This is a genomic window from Rhodococcus sp. EPR-134, assembly GCF_001647205.1.
Lineage (GTDB): Bacteria > Actinomycetota > Actinomycetes > Mycobacteriales > Mycobacteriaceae > Rhodococcus_F > Rhodococcus_F qingshengii.
This window is the reverse complement of the sequence record NZ_LVCT01000484.1, coordinates 1-17111: the sequence shown is the minus strand read 5'-3', so window position 1 is coordinate 17111 and position 17111 is coordinate 1. Positions and strand designations below refer to the sequence as shown.

The 17111-nt window shown below is 60.7% G+C and carries 14 protein-coding genes and 1 pseudogene; 10 read left to right on the top strand and 5 right to left on the bottom strand.

Annotation, left to right across the window (positions count from 1 at the left end):
* The coding region (locus A2J01_RS22375) for a lanthionine synthetase C family protein (RefSeq protein WP_197494274.1) at window positions 1–1046 on the top strand (1046 nt) is incomplete at its 5' end.
* Between the two features lie 638 nt (window positions 1047–1684).
* On the opposite strand, the gene A2J01_RS37250 is transcribed toward A2J01_RS22375, so the two are convergent.
* Window positions 1685–1819 (bottom strand): hypothetical protein, encoded by a 135-nt coding sequence (locus A2J01_RS37250; RefSeq protein ID WP_256082940.1) that lies wholly within the window; start codon window positions 1817–1819, stop codon window positions 1685–1687.
* A 484-nt stretch (window positions 1820–2303) separates the two neighbouring features.
* On the opposite strand from A2J01_RS37250, the gene A2J01_RS22370 reads away from it, so the two are divergent.
* Entirely contained in the window at window positions 2304–3290 is a 987-nt protein-coding gene (locus A2J01_RS22370) for a hypothetical protein (RefSeq protein WP_156519356.1), read from the top strand.
* 62 nt (window positions 3291–3352) lie between these two features.
* Window positions 3353–4591: an HNH endonuclease signature motif containing protein gene (locus A2J01_RS22365; RefSeq protein ID WP_064113621.1), complete on the top strand. Its 1239-nt coding sequence runs from the start codon at window positions 3353–3355 to the stop codon at window positions 4589–4591.
* Between the two features lie 96 nt (window positions 4592–4687).
* Here A2J01_RS22365 and A2J01_RS22360 read toward each other — a convergent pair whose 3' ends face one another.
* A complete protein-coding gene (locus A2J01_RS22360) occupies window positions 4688–5530 on the bottom strand; it encodes an SDR family oxidoreductase (protein WP_074447109.1) in 843 nt (280 codons plus the stop codon).
* Between the two features lie 277 nt (window positions 5531–5807).
* On the opposite strand from A2J01_RS22360, the pseudogene A2J01_RS22355 reads away from it, so the two are divergent.
* From A2J01_RS22355 to A2J01_RS22335, 4 genes and pseudogenes are all read left to right on the top strand, one after another.
* Window positions 5808–6814: pseudogene (locus A2J01_RS22355) on the top strand (AurF N-oxygenase family protein).
* Window positions 6815–6847: 33 nt separating this feature from the next.
* Complete coding sequence (locus tag A2J01_RS22345) at window positions 6848–8575, top strand: FAD-dependent oxidoreductase (protein ID WP_064113617.1); 1728 nt, start codon at window positions 6848–6850, stop codon at window positions 8573–8575.
* A 211-nt stretch (window positions 8576–8786) separates the two neighbouring features.
* Window positions 8787–9263: a Zn-ribbon domain-containing OB-fold protein gene (locus A2J01_RS22340; RefSeq protein WP_064113616.1), complete on the top strand. Its 477-nt coding sequence runs from the start codon at window positions 8787–8789 to the stop codon at window positions 9261–9263.
* Window positions 9260–10450 (top strand): lipid-transfer protein, encoded by a 1191-nt coding sequence (locus A2J01_RS22335; protein ID WP_030536146.1) that lies wholly within the window; start codon window positions 9260–9262, stop codon window positions 10448–10450. Before A2J01_RS22340 ends, A2J01_RS22335 begins: the two co-directional genes overlap by 4 nt.
* Window positions 10451–10480: 30 nt before the next feature.
* Here the strand turns inward: A2J01_RS22335 and A2J01_RS22330 are convergent, their stop codons facing one another.
* Window positions 10481–11287, bottom strand: coding sequence for an alpha/beta fold hydrolase (locus A2J01_RS22330; protein ID WP_007730412.1), 807 nt, complete (start codon window positions 11285–11287; stop codon window positions 10481–10483).
* Window positions 11288–11386: 99 nt separating this feature from the next.
* Between A2J01_RS22330 and A2J01_RS22325 the strand changes: the two genes are divergently transcribed.
* Entirely contained in the window at window positions 11387–12403 is a 1017-nt protein-coding gene (locus A2J01_RS22325) for a helix-turn-helix domain-containing protein (RefSeq protein ID WP_231915874.1), read from the top strand.
* Here A2J01_RS22325 and A2J01_RS22320 read toward each other — a convergent pair.
* Both A2J01_RS22320 and A2J01_RS22315 read right to left on the bottom strand, forming a co-directional pair.
* Complete coding sequence (locus A2J01_RS22320) at window positions 12388–13146, bottom strand: ankyrin repeat domain-containing protein (protein ID WP_007730406.1); 759 nt, start codon at window positions 13144–13146, stop codon at window positions 12388–12390. The two genes, A2J01_RS22325 and A2J01_RS22320, sit on opposite strands and share 16 nt — an antisense overlap.
* Window positions 13146–13856, bottom strand: a complete 711-nt coding sequence (locus tag A2J01_RS22315) for a FadR/GntR family transcriptional regulator (protein ID WP_039973154.1) — start codon at window positions 13854–13856, stop codon at window positions 13146–13148. Before A2J01_RS22315 ends, A2J01_RS22320 begins: the two co-directional genes overlap by 1 nt.
* A gap of 216 nt (window positions 13857–14072) precedes the next feature.
* Here A2J01_RS22315 and A2J01_RS22310 point away from each other — a divergent pair, with 216 nt between their 5' ends.
* Together A2J01_RS22310 and A2J01_RS22305 are read left to right on the top strand one after the other, a co-directional pair.
* Window positions 14073–15512, top strand: a complete 1440-nt coding sequence (locus A2J01_RS22310; protein WP_050655022.1) for an aspartate ammonia-lyase — start codon at window positions 14073–14075, stop codon at window positions 15510–15512.
* A complete protein-coding gene (locus A2J01_RS22305; protein ID WP_007730398.1) occupies window positions 15512–16957 on the top strand; it encodes an amino acid permease in 1446 nt (481 codons plus the stop codon). Before A2J01_RS22310 ends, A2J01_RS22305 begins: the two co-directional genes overlap by 1 nt.
* Window positions 16958–17111 lie beyond the last annotated feature (154 nt).

Below are 17111 nucleotides of genomic sequence, written 5' to 3'. Positions count from 1 at the left end.
TTCCCGGCGACATCGCCCAGTTCGAGGTGAACGGCTACGGCATTGCGCACGGCTCGTGCGGAAACCTGCTCGCCGATGATCTTCCCACCGACACCTTGGAGTCAGTCCTGGAATGGACTGAACATCAGGTTGATTCGGATACGCAACCACAGTTCGGTTTCTTCGACGGGCTCGCGGGTGCGGTGCACACCTTTCGGCATCACGGGCGACATTCGACAGCCGACAGGTGGGTCGAGACTTTGCGTCGAGCCCCACTCGACGACATCGACTCCAGCCTTTTCAGCGGCCTTTCCGGAATCGGTTGCCTCCTACTCGAGGAATCGGTTTCACGACCGACTGTGTCACCCACTCTCGCTGTCGTGACCGAGACTCTGCGCGAACGAATTTCAGCTGCTCGCTTGCATGTCCGCGACGCCGGCGGAACACCTTGGGCAGTGGCCGGCCGAGGTGGGCTGATGCGGGGACCGAGCGGACAAGCACTGTTCTGGACTCGCCACTACGAACTGAGTGGTGATCCTCGATCGCTGGAACACGCACGCCAGCTCGTCGACATCGATCTGTCTGTGATGTCGATGTGCCCTGACGGGTCGATGCAGCTGAGAGAGGAGCGCCGGACGATGCCGTATCTCGGATCCGGGTCTGTCGGTGTGGGCCTGGTACTTCTACAACTTCTGCGCCATGTCGACGAACCGCGTTACGCAGCTGCGGTGCGTGCGATATCCCGCGCCGCCACAGTCGAATTCACTGCCCAAGCCGGACTACTCAACGGGCGAGCCGGGCTGATTCTGTTTCTCAGCGAACTCTCCAAGACTCCATACGCCGGCGCCGATTGTGAACAGACGCTTGCACAGCAGTTTCAGCTTCTGGGCTTGCACAGCCTCAATCACGCAGGAGGCCTGCACTTTCCAGGTGAACAGAACCTGAGACTCTCGACAGACTGGGCAACCGGATCCGCGGGAATACTGGCATTGCTCCGTCATGCCGGATTGCCAACTGTCCGACAGTCGTTTCCACTGATGTGCGTGTCGAACTGCCACATCGCCTAATTGTTCGGAAGTTATCACCCACGGCAGATTGGAGCACAGAAGTACCAGGCGAAAAACCTGGAATTAAATCAACACCGCAAGCAAACTCGATCGATCAAATCCATCGGCAAGAACGCCGATCAACAAAGGAAATGACAATGGACGCTATTCTCTCCCTTCAAGATCTGTCAGTCGCCGCCGGCAACGTCGGAGATGCCGGCCAACTCGAGCAGAACGCGGCAATCAGTTCCCTCAGTTTCTTCTGCCTCTGACCTCAGGCCGATACCTCGGAGCAAGTCCGGGGTATCGGCTTTTACAATCCATATCGAAAAGAAAATACGGGTCGCCGCGTCGACTATCGACGAAGCGACCCGTATTGCAATGTCATTCCGCGCTGAACGAGGGAATCATCATGCTTCCCATCACTGCCAAGCCGCTGACATCTCGAAGCGAACCCAGAGCATTACTCAAGAAAGAAAAAAGCATCAGATACTCACCTCCTTAAGCTGCGAGTTGCCGGATCGGAAGGTCATCCCTGCACCCACCCGTCGCTCGACAATGCAGTCAGCATCTCGAAGAAGCTGACGTGGATCGCTGACAGTGACCCGGTGAAAAGACCAAAAACATCTTCCAAGGAACCCATTTTCGCCCTCCCTAATCTATTTGAACGGATTGAACGGGACGTCGAGGCCGAAGTCCACGGAGAGCGCGAAAGGCATTGTGATGATGGACTTGAAAGCAGTCAGCATCATGGGCAAGAGCGCCGAAACCGAACCCAGATCAGATGAATTCATCTCACATCCTCCTATTCGCTCGAGATTCCGACGAGTCCGTCGATGACGACTCCACCGGCATCGATTGACCCGTAGGCGAAATTCAGAATCGCCTGCAAGAACGGAACTAACATTTCCCACTCCTTCGCAACGGACATTCGCATGTCGTCGGTACTATTATCCGTCGCCCGTATTGCGGGATCTGGGGCCGAGCGATCACGATGTGGATGTAACCGTAGACAAAATCCTAGAACATGTGCCAGTTTTTGCGCTTTATTTCAAAGATCCCACCTTAAGTAGGATATTAGACGATTTACTCATAGGTGAACTCGTACTTAAGTCCTACACAAAATGTCGAAATCTGGCGGTTCCGCGTGGCAGGCCCATTACAGAATGAACGGTATCGTTTCATCATGGAACGCATCCACACTTCACCGAGCTGCATTCGCCGATGATCTACGCGACCTGGCGGCAATGCCGAGGGCAGATCGTATGGTCACTGGCGATGATATTCCTCCTGATCCTGACAGCCGCACTTTCAGGCTGGTTCGTTCAGCGTTCGGGCGAGAGTTGGGACTTCGGCGACATCTGCTCACGCTGGTACGACGGAGGTGGCAGTTGCCGTGCCGACACCGCTCTCACCTTGACGACGCTTCTCGTACTCCTACTACCGTTCGCCTCAGGAATGCTGGTCGGCGTCACCACATTCGCCCGAGACTTCGAGCAGGGTCCCGAAAACCTCGATTTTCTCGAGTCCACCAGCCTTGTTCGATGGTATTTCTTGCGGGTCCTGGTGGTCTTCGTTCCCATCACCCTTGCGATGGCAGTCCTGGGCCTGGTGCTCGGCTGGACTCAGACGCTTGGCCGGGGACAGGCGGCAACAAATGAGGCCACCTCGTTTTCCTTGATGGAGTTCCCCAATTTTCAGACGACGGGAATCGTCGTCGGCGCCTACACCTTTTTAGCAATGACTACCGGCAGCGCAGCCGCATTGCTCATCCGCAACACCGTCTTCGCGATGGTCATGACTCTTCTCGCGTTCTTGATCGTGCCCGTCGCACTGAGCGCGACGATGCGCGAGCATTACTTGGCCCCCGACACTGAAGTGCAACCCATCGACGGACTGGCACGTGCAGCGGAATATGCACCGGCGCCGTATGAAAATCTCGACTCGAGGTGGGTCATCGATGCCGGCTTCGCCGATACGGATGGCAACATGATCGACGCCGATTACACAATGTGCTGGGGCTCAGACAATTCCGATCGCAAGCAGCAAGACCTCGAGGTCGACAACTGCCTTCGAGAACAGGGAATCGATCACTATGCCGTGATCTATCACCCACAGAGCCGGTACTGGCAATTTCAGTTCATCGAGACTGCCGTGATGCTGTTGTGCTCCGGGTTGATGGTGGCGCTCGCACTCGTCGGCGCACGTGGACTTCGTCGGCGACCCGCCTATAACCGACTGTCCGAAATGTCGAAATCGATTTGATAGCAGCCATTTTCGATCCACATTCTCTTGTGTTCGAAACTCTGTTCGATTATGCTTTCGGCATGGACAGTCGGGATGCGTGGCAGCTGGATGGCGAGGACCTCAAGAGTGAGGTTCTCGATCTGGTGCGTGTCCGGCACGAGTTGCAGTCGCGGATGGTGTTGCTGATCGTGGAGATGTTTTCCCGTGAGGTTCTCGGTGGGAAGGGTTTTCGGGCGATCGCGCAGTGGTTGCACGGGTCGACGAATTTGGAGATCGGTGAGTGCAGTCTGCTGGTCGGGTTGGCGCGGTTGCTTCTGCTCGAGCCTGTTGTGGGCGATGCGTTTCACCGCGGGGATGTTGATGCGTTGAAAGCCCGTCAGGTGGCGTCGTTTTGTCAGCATCCGCCGAAGAACATGACGCCGGCGGATGTGGACAAGGCCCGCGGGATCCTGCTTGGCCTGGCGTCGAAGAACATCGCCGATTGTGATGCGGTGCGGGCGGCGATCCGCCGGATCGAGAAGCAGTACGGCAAACGCGAGGACGGCGTTCCGGTCGGTGAGGATTCGGAGCGTAACGAGTTCTACGCGTCGAAAGGTTTGTACGGGCGGGTCACTGTGAAGGGTGATCTGGATGCGGTGAACGGGGCCCGGTTGATCACGTTGTTGTCGAGTCTGTCGGCTCCGACGCCGGAGAAGGACGGCGTGAAGGACACCCGTACGCCGGCGCTACGGCGGGCGGACGGGTTCTGCGAACTACTGCGGCGGTACGAGCGGGCGGGGTTGGGTCCGATCGAGGGCGGGGTGAAACCGCACATCACCGTTACCGCGTCCGCGAAAGACATGACGGACCTGCAAGCGTTGAAAGACCTCCTGCCGTCCACGGAGGAGTTGGGTTTCGCGTGGACGGATTGGGTGGGCCCGATCAGTATCGATACCGCCCGGATGTTGGCCTGCGACTGCACGGTCACGCGAATTTTGTTGGATGAGAATGGTGTTCCGCTCGACTGCGGTAAGGAAGCGAGAACGGCGACCGTTCCGCAGCGGCGGGCGTTGGCAGTTCGTGATGGCGGGTGCGCGTTTCCGGGGTGCGGAACACCATCCGGGTGGTGCGATGCCCACCATATTGTTCACTGGAACGATGGCGGCCCAACAGATCTCGACAACCTGATCTTGTTGTGCGGTCATCACCACCGGACACTGCACCACACGGAATGGCGGGTGGAGATCGGTCCCGACCGAAAAACAGTGTTCTACCCACCCATGTCGATCGATCCGTATCAACAGCCGATCGGCGGGAACAGCCCACCCACAGCAGCATGAACCGCGACAATCGAATACATCAGCACCGGGGACGAACCATGCCCCGGTGCTGGTGCACGTTTCTGGTCAGATCCCAACCCCTCAAATCCCAGCCCCTCAGATCCCGGCCCTTCGCACGAGAGCGTCAGTGGCAGAAGGAGATACAACGTCAATCGCTCGTAACAGCCCCGCGTACCGCGGATACAGCTCGACGGGACGCGTATTGATCGCCCTCAAGATCCACGATGCAGCTTGATCGGCCGTCAGCGCCGGCTGGCTCACGTAATCCGCCGTCGGCGCGATCATCGGTGTTCGTATGAGTGGGAATTGCACTGTGGTGACATCGACACCGGTGCCGTGACATTCCGCGCCGAGGCTTCGGCCGAATGCACTGAGAGCAGACTTCGACGCGTGATAGGCGCTGAACCTGGGCATCACGCCCGCAGTGACTCCCCAGGTTCCGACGTTGATGATGTGTCCGGACTTCGCCTCGAGCATCGCGGGCAGTAGCCGCAACGTCAGTCTTGTCGGCCCGAAGTAGTTCAGCGCCATGGTGCGCTCGTAGTCATGGAATCGGTCGACCGAATCTAACGCGGTACGCCGGATCGAGCGACCCGCATTGTTGACGAGGATGTCGACCGACCCGAATCGATCCGCGATCGTCTCCGCGAGTTCGTCAACGGCTTCACCGCGGGAGAGGTCCGCAGGCACGATGTGTGCCCATCCTCCCCTGCGGTGAATCTCGTCCCGTACGTGTTCGAGGTTTTCCTCACCGCGCGCGACCAGGATCATCTCGGCTCCCCGACGAGCCAATAGATGAGCTGTCGCCTCACCGATCCCCGACGAGGCTCCCGTCAGGACGATGGTCTTGTCGGAAAGCGTGACGCCGCGAGACGGAACAAGGGAGCGCAGACGCGTCGGCGGTCTCAATGCAAGATTGCTGAGAATCGATCTGATCACGTCGGCCTCGGTTCGATCTTCGCGTGCGATTCGGTGCGAACCCGTCCCTGAACAGCCCACTTCGGACGCACCGCGGAAATTACTCAAAAGTAAGTTATGGCGCCGTTTCGGCCGTGTCAAGAATTCGTCGGGATTCAGGAGTATCTGCCACTAGCTTTTCCTGATACCTCGGGTTACATTAAATCCAGACCGAGTGCCAGCGATCACACAACCGGCCCTCGATTCCACCGAACACCGCGAGAAATACCAGCGGTGACCGAAACGAAGAGGAGACGCCATGACGCTCACATCGCCGCTCGACAAGCGCGGAGAAGCATCCGACGACTCGTACAACGAGACGCTTCGACTCCTGTCCGAGGGCTCGGTGCACAAGCACTTCGACCCGTACCTCGACATCGACTGGGACTCCCCCGAGTTTGCCGTCGTCCCGAACGATCGCCGCTGGATCCTCCCGGCCGAGACTGACCCGCTGGGTGCACACCCGTGGTACCAGTCGCAGTCCGAGGCCAGGCAGATCGAAATCGGCATGTGGCGCCAGGCCAATGTCGCGAAGGTCGGTCTCCAGTTCGAGAACATTCTGATCCGCGGCATGATGCAGTACGTCTTCTCACTGCCCAACGATTCGGCCGAGGCGCGCTACTGCACGCACGAGTCGGTCGAAGAGTGCAACCACACGATGATGTTCCAGGAGATGGTCAACCGCATCGGTGCCGACGCTCCCGGGATGAGCCGTCCGATGAAGATGCTTGCACCCTTCATTCCCCTCGCTGCGGGTCCGTTCCCCGAACTGTTCTTCGTCGGTGTCCTCGCCGGTGAAGAGCCGATCGACCACATTCAGAAGAGCATCCTGCGCGCCGGCGGCCAGATCCACCCGATCATGCAGTCGGTCATGGCCATCCACGTAGCCGAGGAAGCGCGTCACATCTCGTTCGCGCACAAGCTTCTGAGCCGTCGCATCCCGCTGATGTCACGCCCGAACCGGTTCGTCCTCTCGCTGCTGTTCCCGATCGTCATGCGCATTCTCTGTGACGCCATCGTCATCCCGCCGAAGTCCTTCTGGAAGCAGTTGACATCCCGAAGTCCGTGAAGAAGGACCTGTTCTGGGATCTGCCCGAGTCGCGCCAGACCCTGCGCAACTACTTCGGTGACGTCCGCATGCTGGCCACCGACACCGGCCTGATGAACCGTGCCTCGCGCCTGGTGTGGAAGGCCTGCAAGATGGACGGCCGCGCATCACGCTTCCGTAGCGAACCTCACCGCAGCTCGCACAACGCCGCCGCGTAGCTCCCGGACAGTCGAGATCGGACTCATAGCGCCATGCCACACGTAGTCACGCAGTCCTGTTGCAGCGACGCCTCGTGCGTCTACGCCTGCCCGGTCAACTGCATCCATCCGACGCCGGACGAGCCGGACTTCCTCACCGCCGAGATGCTGCACATCGATCCGCAGGCCTGCGTCGACTGTGGCGCATGCGTCTCGGCCTGCCCGGTCGACGCCATCGTCCCCGAGTCGAAGCTGACCGACCCGCAGCGAGTCTTCCTGTCCATCAATGCGGACTTCTACAAGGAAGAGCGACCCAGGCCGCTTCTCGCCAAGGTCATCCCGGCAGCCCACGTCGACAAGGGCCGACCGCCGTTGCGCGTTGCGATCGTCGGTTCCGGACCGTCGGCGATGTACGCCGCGGACGAGTTGCTGACTCAGCCTGACGTGCAGGTCAACGTCTTCGATCGCCTTCCTGTGCCTTACGGCTTGGTTCGCGCCGGCGTTGCTCCGGACCATCAGAAGACCAAGCAGGTCACTCGCTTGTTCGACAAGATCGCCGCACAAAAGGGTTTCGAGTTCTACCTCAACGTCGAGATCGGCAAGCACATCTCGCACAGCGAACTGCTCGAAAATCACCATGCGGTGCTCTACGCAGTCGGCGCTTCGTCCGACCGTGGTCTCGGCATTCCGGGCGCTGATCTGCCTGGCACGGCCTCGGCCACCGACTTCGTAGCCTGGTACAACGGCCACCCCGATCACGCCGACGACGTCTTCGACCTCTCACATCGCCGCGCGGTCATCATCGGAAACGGAAATGTCGCGCTCGACGTCGCTCGCATTCTGACGGCCGATCCCGAGAAGTTGGCCGGTACCGACATCTCCGCTCACGCACTCGCCGCTCTGCGGAAGAGTCGCGTCGAAGAAGTTGTCATCGTGGGTCGACGCGGAATCGCGCAGTCCGCGTTCACGGTCCCCGAGTTCACCGGCCTCATGGCACTGCCGGACATCGAACTCTCTGTCGGACCCGACGACATGGTTCTCGACTCGGCCACCGAAGAACTGGCAAAACGCGGCGAACTCCCGCATGCCGTCGAGCAGAAGTTGCGTCTCCTCGAAGCCCTGAAGAACCGCGATCACGTCGACGTCGGCAACAAGCGCATCACGTTGCGCTACCTGCTCACGCCGACCTCGATCACCGGCGACGATCAGGTCAGCGGAATCGAGTTCGCTCGCAACGCTCTTGTCGACGCCAACGGAACCGTGCAGATCGAAGCAACCGGCGATACCGAGACCATCGATACCGGCTTGGTCCTCACCTCGATCGGCTACCGCGGAGTGCCCATCCCCGGCGTCCCGTTCGACGAGCGTGCGTCGGTCATTCCGAACGAGAACGGCCGAGTCCTCGAAGCTCCGAACGGTGATCCCGCCACCGGGGTCTACGCGACCGGTTGGATCAAGCGCGGACCGAGTGGGTTCATCGGCACCAACAAGTCCTGCGCGCAGGAAACGATCAGGATGCTCGTCGACGACTTCAACGACGGACGCCTGACCAACCCGGTCGCCGACGACTCCGCAGTCGATCGTCTGGTCCGGGCGCGACAGTCCGACGTCGTCGACCGCGAGGGCTGGCATGCCATCGACAAGGCGGAACTGGAACGCGGCGCTGCGCACGACCGTGTCCGCGAAAAGGTTCTGGATCAGGTCGAGATCACCTCCATCCTCGACGCTGCGGCCCGGGTGAAACCGGCGCGTCGATTCGGTCGACCCGTTCGCGCTCGCTGATCCGCTACAGGTAAACAGCTACTTTCACGCACACGGCCCCGCCTGCAGACTCGTCTGCCCGCGGGGCCGTCTGCGTTCCGGCAGCGTCCCACTCAGCGAAAATTTTTGCCCGTCAGCGGCCGAAATCGTGTAATACTGCAACCTGTTCCAGTAAGCGGCACAGCGGGCCCACGATCCCCCGGATCAGGCTCGCCAACCAGATGAGGATTGCATGAGCGAGACTGCAACGCCGGCGCCGAACGGGAGTGTGACGCCTGCAGTAGAGGGTTGGTTCACCACCGGCGACGAACCTGCTCTGATCGGCACGAAGTGCCAATCCTGCGGCACCATTTCCTTCCCTCGTGAGGCGACGTTCTGCAAGAACCCGAGCTGCTTCAGCGAGGAGTTCGACGATGTGGAACTCTCCCGTAGCGGCACTGTCTGGTCGTACACCGACGCGCAGTACCAGCCCCCGCCGCCGTACATCCCGCGCTCGGATCCGTACGAGCCTTTTGCTCTCGCAGCAGTCGAACTGCCCGAGGGCATCGTCATCCTCGGCCAGGTGGCCGACGGATTCGGCGTCGACGATCTCAAGGTCGGCAATACCGTCGAATTGGTTGTCGAGCCGCTGTACACCGACGAAACCGGAGTACGTACGACGTGGCGATGGAAGCCTGTCGCCGCAGCTGATCAGGAGTCGCAGTCATGAGCAAGGACGTCGCAGTACTCGGTGTCGGTATGCACCCCTGGGGCAAGTGGGGGCAGTCGTTCGTGAAATACGGCGTTGCGGCCGCTCGCGCCGCGCTCGCCGATTCGGGTGTGAATTGGCAGGATGTCGACTTCATCGTCGGCGGCGAGACCGTCCGCAACGGGTACGGCGGATACGTCGCCGGAGCCACCTTCGCGCAGGCACTCGGCTGGAACGGCGCTCGCGTCGCCACGTCGTACGCCGCGTGTGCGACGGGAGCCCAGGCACTCGACACCGCTCGCGCACGAATCCTGGCCGGCCTCAGCGAAGTTGCCCTGGTCGTCGGCGCCGACACCACGCCGAAGGGCTTCCTCGCTCCCGTCGCCGGTGAGCGTTGGGACGACCCGGACTGGCTGCGCTTCCGCCTCATGGGTATGACCAACCCGGCGTACTTCGCGCTCAACGCGCGTCGTCGCATCGACCTCTACGGCGCCACCGCGGAGGATTTCGCCAACGTGAAGGTCAAGAACGCCAGGCACGGGCTGAGCAATCCGAATGCGCGCTACCGCAAGGAAGTCACCGTCGAGAACGTGTTGGCCTCCCCCGTGGTGTCCAATCCCCTTCACCTGCTCGACATCTGCGCGACGTCCGACGGCGGCGCCGCAATCTTGCTGACGTCGATGGAATACGCCCGCAAGATGGGCATCGCGGAACCTGTTCGCATCAAGGCTATTTCGACGGTCACGCCGACGTTCCCCCAGACGATCATGGACATGCCGAACTTCTCCACCGATTCCAGCTCCGCCGTTCCCGCTCCGGAGCGCACGTTCAAGGAATCCATCGGCTACGCCGCATACGAAGAAGCCGGGATCTCTCCCGAGGACGTCGACGTCGCCGAAGTCTACGACCTCGCTACCTCCGTGGAACTGGACTGGATCGAAGACCTTGCCCTCTGCAAGCGGGGCGAGGCCGAGCACCTCCTGCGTGCGGGTGACACCAGTATCGGAGGCCGCATCCCGGTCAATCCGTCCGGTGGTCTCGCGTGCTTCGGCGAAGCCGTTCCCGCACAGGCACTTGCGCAGGTGTGCGAGCTCACTTGGCAGCTTCGTGGACAGGCCGAAGGCCGTCAGGTCGAAGGCGCCCGCATCGGTATCACCGCCAACCAAGGTCTGTTCGGACACGGCTCCTCGGTAATCGTTTCCGCCTGACCCTGTTCTACTTTCGTGGCGGTCGCACACTCACCCGTGAGCGGCCGCCACGATCACGTCTGCCACTGCCCCTGGCTGTGAGACCAGCGAGGCATGGGAGGTCGGGAGTTCGCTGGTGTTCGCGCCCATCCGGTTTGCCATGAACCGCTGCGCCGATGCGGGGATCACGCGATCCTCACCGGCAACCAGATACCAGCTCGGTGTGTTCGCCCACGACGGTGGCCCGCCGAGCTCGAGGTTCGCCCACAAAGCCGCAGACTTCTGATGCGCCAACATCGTTGCCGCTGTCTCGTCGGAAACATCCTGAGCGAAGACGGAATGGAAATACTCGTCCGTGACGTAGCCGTCGACGTTCTTCCCGCCGATCGCGTGAGGATCGTCGACGATCTTCAATCCCAGAGCCGGAGGAAGCAATTGGCTGCCAGGAAACCTGATGGGATCGATCGTGATCTGCACCGGCTCACCCTGAACCGGAGCAAACGCAGCGATGTACACCAACGACTGCACCTTCGGGTCGTGAACATTGGTGATCACCGCGCCGCCGTACGAGTGACCGACGAGCACGACAGGTCCGTCGATGTCCGCAACCGTCTTCTCGATCACGGACGCGTCGTAAGCGGGCCCGCGTAGAGGATTGTCCGGCGCCACGACGCGATAGCCACGCGAGCGTAGGTCGGCGGCAACGCCGTCCCAACTGGTCGCGTCGGCAAAAGCGCCGTGGACGAGAACGACGGTTGGCTTGGGGCTCGCCACCGCAGCGCCGGAGCCGAAGATCACTCCAGCCGCGACTGTCATGAGTAACGCCAGAACTGCGGTGAATACACGTGAGATCTTCATGCGTTTCCTTCACTCTCGTCGAAAAGCGAGAAACTGCGGTAGGCCGGGACACGCCCGTTTCGATCCTAGAAATACCTGCTGCGACGGACGTGACTGTCCGTGCAGACTTTTGAGCTCACACTGCACAACTTCTGGTTGAGCGTCCGCATCGCGGGGTATCAGGGCTGCATGGCTTTGCTCCTGGATACTTCCGTGTTGGAGCCTGACCAACGCGCGGACGCCTTTGTCGACGCGATGGGTCGTGCCTCGGTCCCGTGTGCAATCCACTTGGAGAACCCGGAACGGGTGAGCGCGAGAATGAACGTGTGGAACCTCGGTGCAGCATCACTGTTCCGCTCCGAGTCGACCGGTATGCGGTTGACCCGAACACCACGTCACGTCCGGTCCGCGTCGATGCCCGTCCTTGCGATTGCCCTGCAGGAGATCGGGATCGGCCATCTAGATCAGCACGACGAACAACGCAGAGTGCCCGCCGGTGAGCTGTTGATGACGGACCTGACGTCGACCTACGATTTCTCCTGGCCGGGAACGGGCGCTTCCCAGTGCCTCTACGTTCCGATGGATCGGCTGGGACTGCCGATCGACACCGTGCGGGACGCAGCTACCCGGCCTCATCACAGCAATCTGTACCCCGTGATGATCGCGCACGTTCGTGAATTGTTCCGCAGCGCCGCTCTGTTGGAGACCGATCCTGCCGCCGAACAATTGGGCGAGGCCTCGATCGAACTCGCACGTGCTTTGGTCGCTTCGATCGCACATGCGAATCCTGACGCATCCGCTCCGAGATCGTCCCTTGCCATGACTTCGATCCGTCGATACATCCGTGAACACCTTCACGATCCGACACTGAACCCCGCACGAATTGCTCACGCCCACAACATCTCACTGCGACAGCTGTACAAGATCTGCTCGGACAACGGCTTTCGGATCGAACAGTGGATCATCACCCAGCGCCTGCAGAAGGCTCGGGACGAACTGGCTCGACCCGCTACCGTCGATCTGCCGATCGCGACCGTTGCGCACCGGGCGGGGTTTGTCGACGCCGGACACTTCAGCCGACGCTTTCGACAGGCCTACGGGCTGAGCCCGACTCGTTGGCGTCAGCTCCGCGATTGAAGCAGCGCCACAACGTCCGACTGACCACGACTTTCGGCATTGTCCAACGCGGTCTTCCCCGATGCATCGCGGATCGAGGGATCTGCCCCCGCGTCGAGAAGCTGAGTGATCACGTCGATATAGCGCGCCGAACCATCGCCGTACACAACGGCTTCGAGTAGCGCCGTCCACCCGGGATCGTTGATGTGATTGACCGGAACCCCGGCAGCGATCAGCATCCGGACGGTCTCGACATGCGCGTGTTCACTCGCCGGAATCAGCGCCGTACCGCCGTAACGGTTCACGCTGTCGACGTCCGCGCCGTGGGCGAGCGTGAGCGCCAGAATCTCGTTCAAACCCTCGGCTCCGGAATACAGGAAGGCCGAATCCTGCATGGAGTCCTTCGCGTTCACGTCAGCGCCGGCAAAAATCAACGTAGAAGCCGCAGCGACGGCGTTGTTCTTGGTGGCCTCGACGAGTGGAGTCCGTTCGCCCTCGCCGCGCGCTTCGATGTTCGCGCCGGCAGTCAGGGCAGCGGTAACAGCTGCGGGATCATTGCGGTCCACAGCATCGAAGAGCGCGCGTTCGGATTCCGGCGTCGATGGTGGATTTACACCCGTAGGCGGTACAGCTGCCGTTGTTGGTGCTGACGCCGCGGTTGTCGGCGTCAGCGGGGTGTCGGACGAACTGCAGCCAGCCAACGCTCCGGTCACCGATGCCGCGAAGATTGCGCAGGCGAGGACAGACTTGCGCGGCCGCGCCATCACAACGAATCACTTTCTTGGACAAGTGTTTCGAGCGTCATCCTGACGGCGTCCAGGTGTTCGGCCATCGCCCTGGAGGCGTGGTCGTAACTCCCGGATGCAATTCCTTCGACTATTCGTTCGTGTTCCTCGTTCGACTTTTCCTGGCGACCTGCAACAAGATTGAGTGTCTCGGATTGCCTTGTCAGCGCTTCACGGATATCGACGATTACCGACTCGAAGACCCGATTCCTACTGGCTTTTGCAATCAGTCCGTGAAATTGGGCGTCGAGTGCAACCCATACGAGCGGATCGTCCTCGTCACGCATCTGCTGTACCAGTCCGCGGAGGGCTGCCAGTTCCTCCGCTGTGTGCCGTTGGGCAGCCCACCCTGCGGCCGGAATTTCGACATGCGGCCGCGCTTCAACCAACTCGTTGGCCGCGTAGCTGCCGAAGTCGAGGTCTCGCGCTATCGAATCGCTGACGACGAAGGTGCCGAGCCCGGATTTCGTCTCGGTGAGCCCGAGGGCATGGCACGAGCGCAGGGCTTCACGGATGACCGATCGACTGACCCCGTGTCTTTCGGCCAGGGACGCCTCGGACGGGAGACGCTCTCCGACTGCCAGTTCGCCGGAGGTTATTGCGGCACGGAGGTCGGCGAGAACCGCCTCGGCAGCACTCACCCGCGAGGCGACGGGTCGCCTGGTGGCCCAGCTGTCTGACAGGTTCATGTCGTCATTGTTGCGACTGCCGAAGACCCGCGTCAAACATCGCACTTGATGAAGGGTTGACGTGCCGGAGTGAGCGAGGTAACAATTACACCTGTCAGACAGCCTGATAGCCCGATAGCTGGGCGGGACTACTACTCGACCGTCAGCGCTGCGATCCCGAAATACACCCACCGCGCAGAGTGATGCTTGCGCGAAGAGACACGAGGAATTGATCAAGTGCTCGAAACGCGAACAGAACACGATCTGCTCGGCGATCGCGAGGTTCCAGCCGATTCGTACTGGGGTATCCACACCTTGCGCGCAATGGAGAACTTCCCGATCACTGGTCGAACAATCGCCACGAACCCGCATCTGATCCGCGGCATCGCTTACGTCAAGTGGGCCGCAGCCAGCGCAAACGAAAAGCTGGGCATCCTCGACCGCCCGCGCGCGGAGGCCATCTCACAGGCATGCAAGGAGATCGTGGACGGGCGGTGGCACGAACAGTTCGTGGTGGACGTCATCCAGGGTGGCGCCGGCACGTCGACGAACATGAATGCGAACGAGGTCATCGCCAATCGCGCGTTGGAAATCCTCGGCCACCAGCGCGGCGACTACGAACGGCTTCACCCCAATGAACACGTGAACCTGAGCCAATCGACCAACGACGTCTACCCCACGGCCGTGAATATCTCGACGATCTTCGCGATCGATGACCTGCTGGATGCACTTCTTACACTCCAGAACGCATTCACGACCAAATCTCTTCAGTTCGCCGACACAGTGAAGATGGGACGCACCCAACTGCAGGACGCCGTGCCGATGACCCTGGGTCAGGAGTTCGGGACCTACGCGGTCATGATCGAGGAGGATCGGGCGCGTCTGGCTGAGGCCGCTCTTCTCGTTCACGAGATCAACCTCGGTGCGACTGCTATCGGCACTGGCCTCAACGCACCCGCCGGCTACGCCGAGGTGGCCTGTTCCGACCTGGGCGCACTGACCGGACTGCCGCTGGTGTTGGCAACGGATCTTGTCGAAGCGACCCAGGACGTGGGCCAGTTCGTCCACCTCTCCGGCGTCCTCAAGCGGGTCGCTGTGAAGTTGTCCAAGGTGTGCAACGATCTCCGGCTGCTCTCTTCGGGCCCGCGAGCCGGATTGAACGAGATCAATCTTCCACCGGTGCAGGCAGGTTCGTCGATCATGCCGGGCAAGGTCAATCCTGTCATTCCCGAAGTCCTCAATCAGGTCGCGTACGAAGTCATCGGCAACGACGTGACGATCACGATGGCTGCGGAATCCGGTCAGCTCCAACTCAACGCTTTCGAGCCGATCATCGTGCACTCACTGTCCGAAGGAATGCGACACCTCGGTGCGGCTTGCCGCATTTTGGCGGACCGGTGCGTACTCGGCATCACGGCTAACACTGAACTGCTGCGCGCCCGAGTCGAAGACTCCATCGGCCTCGTCACCGCGCTCAACCCCTACATCGGATATACCGCGTCCACTCGGATCGCCCAGGAGGCGTTGATTTCCGGGCGTCGCGTCGCCGATCTCGTAATCGAAGCCGGCCTGCTCGACCGCGAGGAACTCGATCGGTTGCTCAGCCCCGAACATCTCGCCAATCTCCGCGTTTCGGGGGAGAAGCCTCATGCCACCGCTGTTGCGGAGGAGGTTTGATGACCGTCGAACGGGAAGAGACAGGCCGCGCCGAAGTTGCCACTGAGGAGGATCTCGGATATCAGAAGGCGCTCGGCCCCAGACAAATTCAGATGATCGCGATCGGTGGCGCGATCGGAACCGGCCTTTTCATGGGGGCGGGAGGGCGACTACAACAGGCGGGCCCGGCCTTGGTTCTCGTGTACGCGCTGTGCGGATTCTTCGCGTTCCTGATCCTGAGGGCGCTCGGCGAACTGGTGATGCACCGACCGACTTCCGGATCCTTCGTTTCCTACGCACGCGAATTCTTCGGCGAAAAGATGGCTTTCGCTGCGGGCTGGTTGTACTGGATGAACTGGGCAATGACTGCCGTGGTCGACGTCACGGCTGTGGCGTTGTACATGAACTTCTTCAAAAAGTACTGGGCGCCACTGGGACACATCGATCAGTGGATGTTCGCTCTGATCGCGGTGTTGCTGGTTCTCGGACTGAATCTCGTGTCCGTGAAAGTCTTCGGAGAGTTGGAGTTCTGGTTCGCGTTGATCAAGGTCGTGGCCTTGACCGCATTCCTCGGGTTCGGTGTCTATTTCGTACTCTTCGGCACGCCCATCGAAGGGCATTCCTCCGGATTCAGCCTGATCGCCGACAACGGTGGGCTGTTCCCCAACGGAATACTGCCGGCAGTCGTGGTGATTCAGGGCGTCGTGTTCGCCTACGCTTCAATTGAACTCGTGGGGACCACGGCTGGAGAGACCGAAAATCCCCGGAAGGTGATACCCAAGGCGATCAACACAGTGATCATTCGGATCCTCGTCTTCTACGTGGGGTCGGTCCTGCTGCTCTCACTGTTGCTCCCGTACACCGAATACCACGCCGGTGAAAGTCCATTCGTCACATTCTTCGGTTCGATCAACATCCAAGGCGCAGATGCGATCATGAATCTGGTCGTTCTCACGGCGGCGTTGTCTTCCCTCAATGCCGGATTGTATTCGACCGGACGAATACTCCATTCGATGGCGACGGCCGGTTCGGCGCCTGCCTTCGCTGCCAGAATGAACAAAGCCGGAGTGCCGTACGGGGGAATCGCACTCACCGGCGTGGTCATCCTGTTCGGCGTCGGGCTCAATGCTGTTGTCCCAGCGCAGGCCTTCGAAATAGTCCTCAATCTTGCGGCACTGGGCATCATCAGTGCATGGGCGGTAATTGTGCTGTGCCAGTTGAGGCTCTGGCAACTTGCGAAACAAGGCAAAGTCACTCGCCCTTCCTTCCGCATATTCGGCGCACCGTACACCGGGATCGCGACACTGGTCTTTCTTGCGGTCGTTATCGTGTTGATGGCATTCGACAACCCCGTTGGAACGTGGACCGTCGGATCCATCGCGATCATCGCACCGCTCTTGATGATTGGTTGGTACGCCGCCAGGAATCGTATTCGCGAGTTGGCCATCCACCACCCCGCAGCTTGACGTGAAAGGACCACAGTGTCGAAAGTCGCAGTTGTCACTACCGGTGGCACCATCGCCAGCACCCGGGATGCGCATGGAATCAGCCGGCCCGCAATCACCGGTGCAGATCTGGTCGGCAACGAGCAGACCGACATCGAGCTTCGAGTCGTCGACG

Coding starts and splice junctions, on each gene's coding strand:
- A2J01_RS37250 (WP_256082940.1), bottom strand. CDS start 1,819: ATGAATTCATCTGATCTGGGTTCGGTTTCGGCGCTCTTGCCCATGATG.
- A2J01_RS22305 (WP_007730398.1), top strand. CDS start 15,512: ATGACCGTCGAACGGGAAGAGACAGGCCGCGCCGAAGTTGCCACTGAG.
- A2J01_RS22330 (WP_007730412.1), bottom strand. CDS start 11,287: ATGAAGATCTCACGTGTATTCACCGCAGTTCTGGCGTTACTCATGACA.
- A2J01_RS22345 (WP_064113617.1), top strand. CDS start 6,848: ATGCCACACGTAGTCACGCAGTCCTGTTGCAGCGACGCCTCGTGCGTC.
- A2J01_RS22370 (WP_156519356.1), top strand. CDS start 2,304: ATGATATTCCTCCTGATCCTGACAGCCGCACTTTCAGGCTGGTTCGTT.
- A2J01_RS22365 (WP_064113621.1), top strand. CDS start 3,353: ATGGACAGTCGGGATGCGTGGCAGCTGGATGGCGAGGACCTCAAGAGT.
- A2J01_RS22335 (WP_030536146.1), top strand. CDS start 9,260: ATGAGCAAGGACGTCGCAGTACTCGGTGTCGGTATGCACCCCTGGGGC.
- A2J01_RS22315 (WP_039973154.1), bottom strand. CDS start 13,856: ATGAACCTGTCAGACAGCTGGGCCACCAGGCGACCCGTCGCCTCGCGG.
- A2J01_RS22340 (WP_064113616.1), top strand. CDS start 8,787: ATGAGCGAGACTGCAACGCCGGCGCCGAACGGGAGTGTGACGCCTGCA.
- A2J01_RS22320 (WP_007730406.1), bottom strand. CDS start 13,146: ATGGCGCGGCCGCGCAAGTCTGTCCTCGCCTGCGCAATCTTCGCGGCA.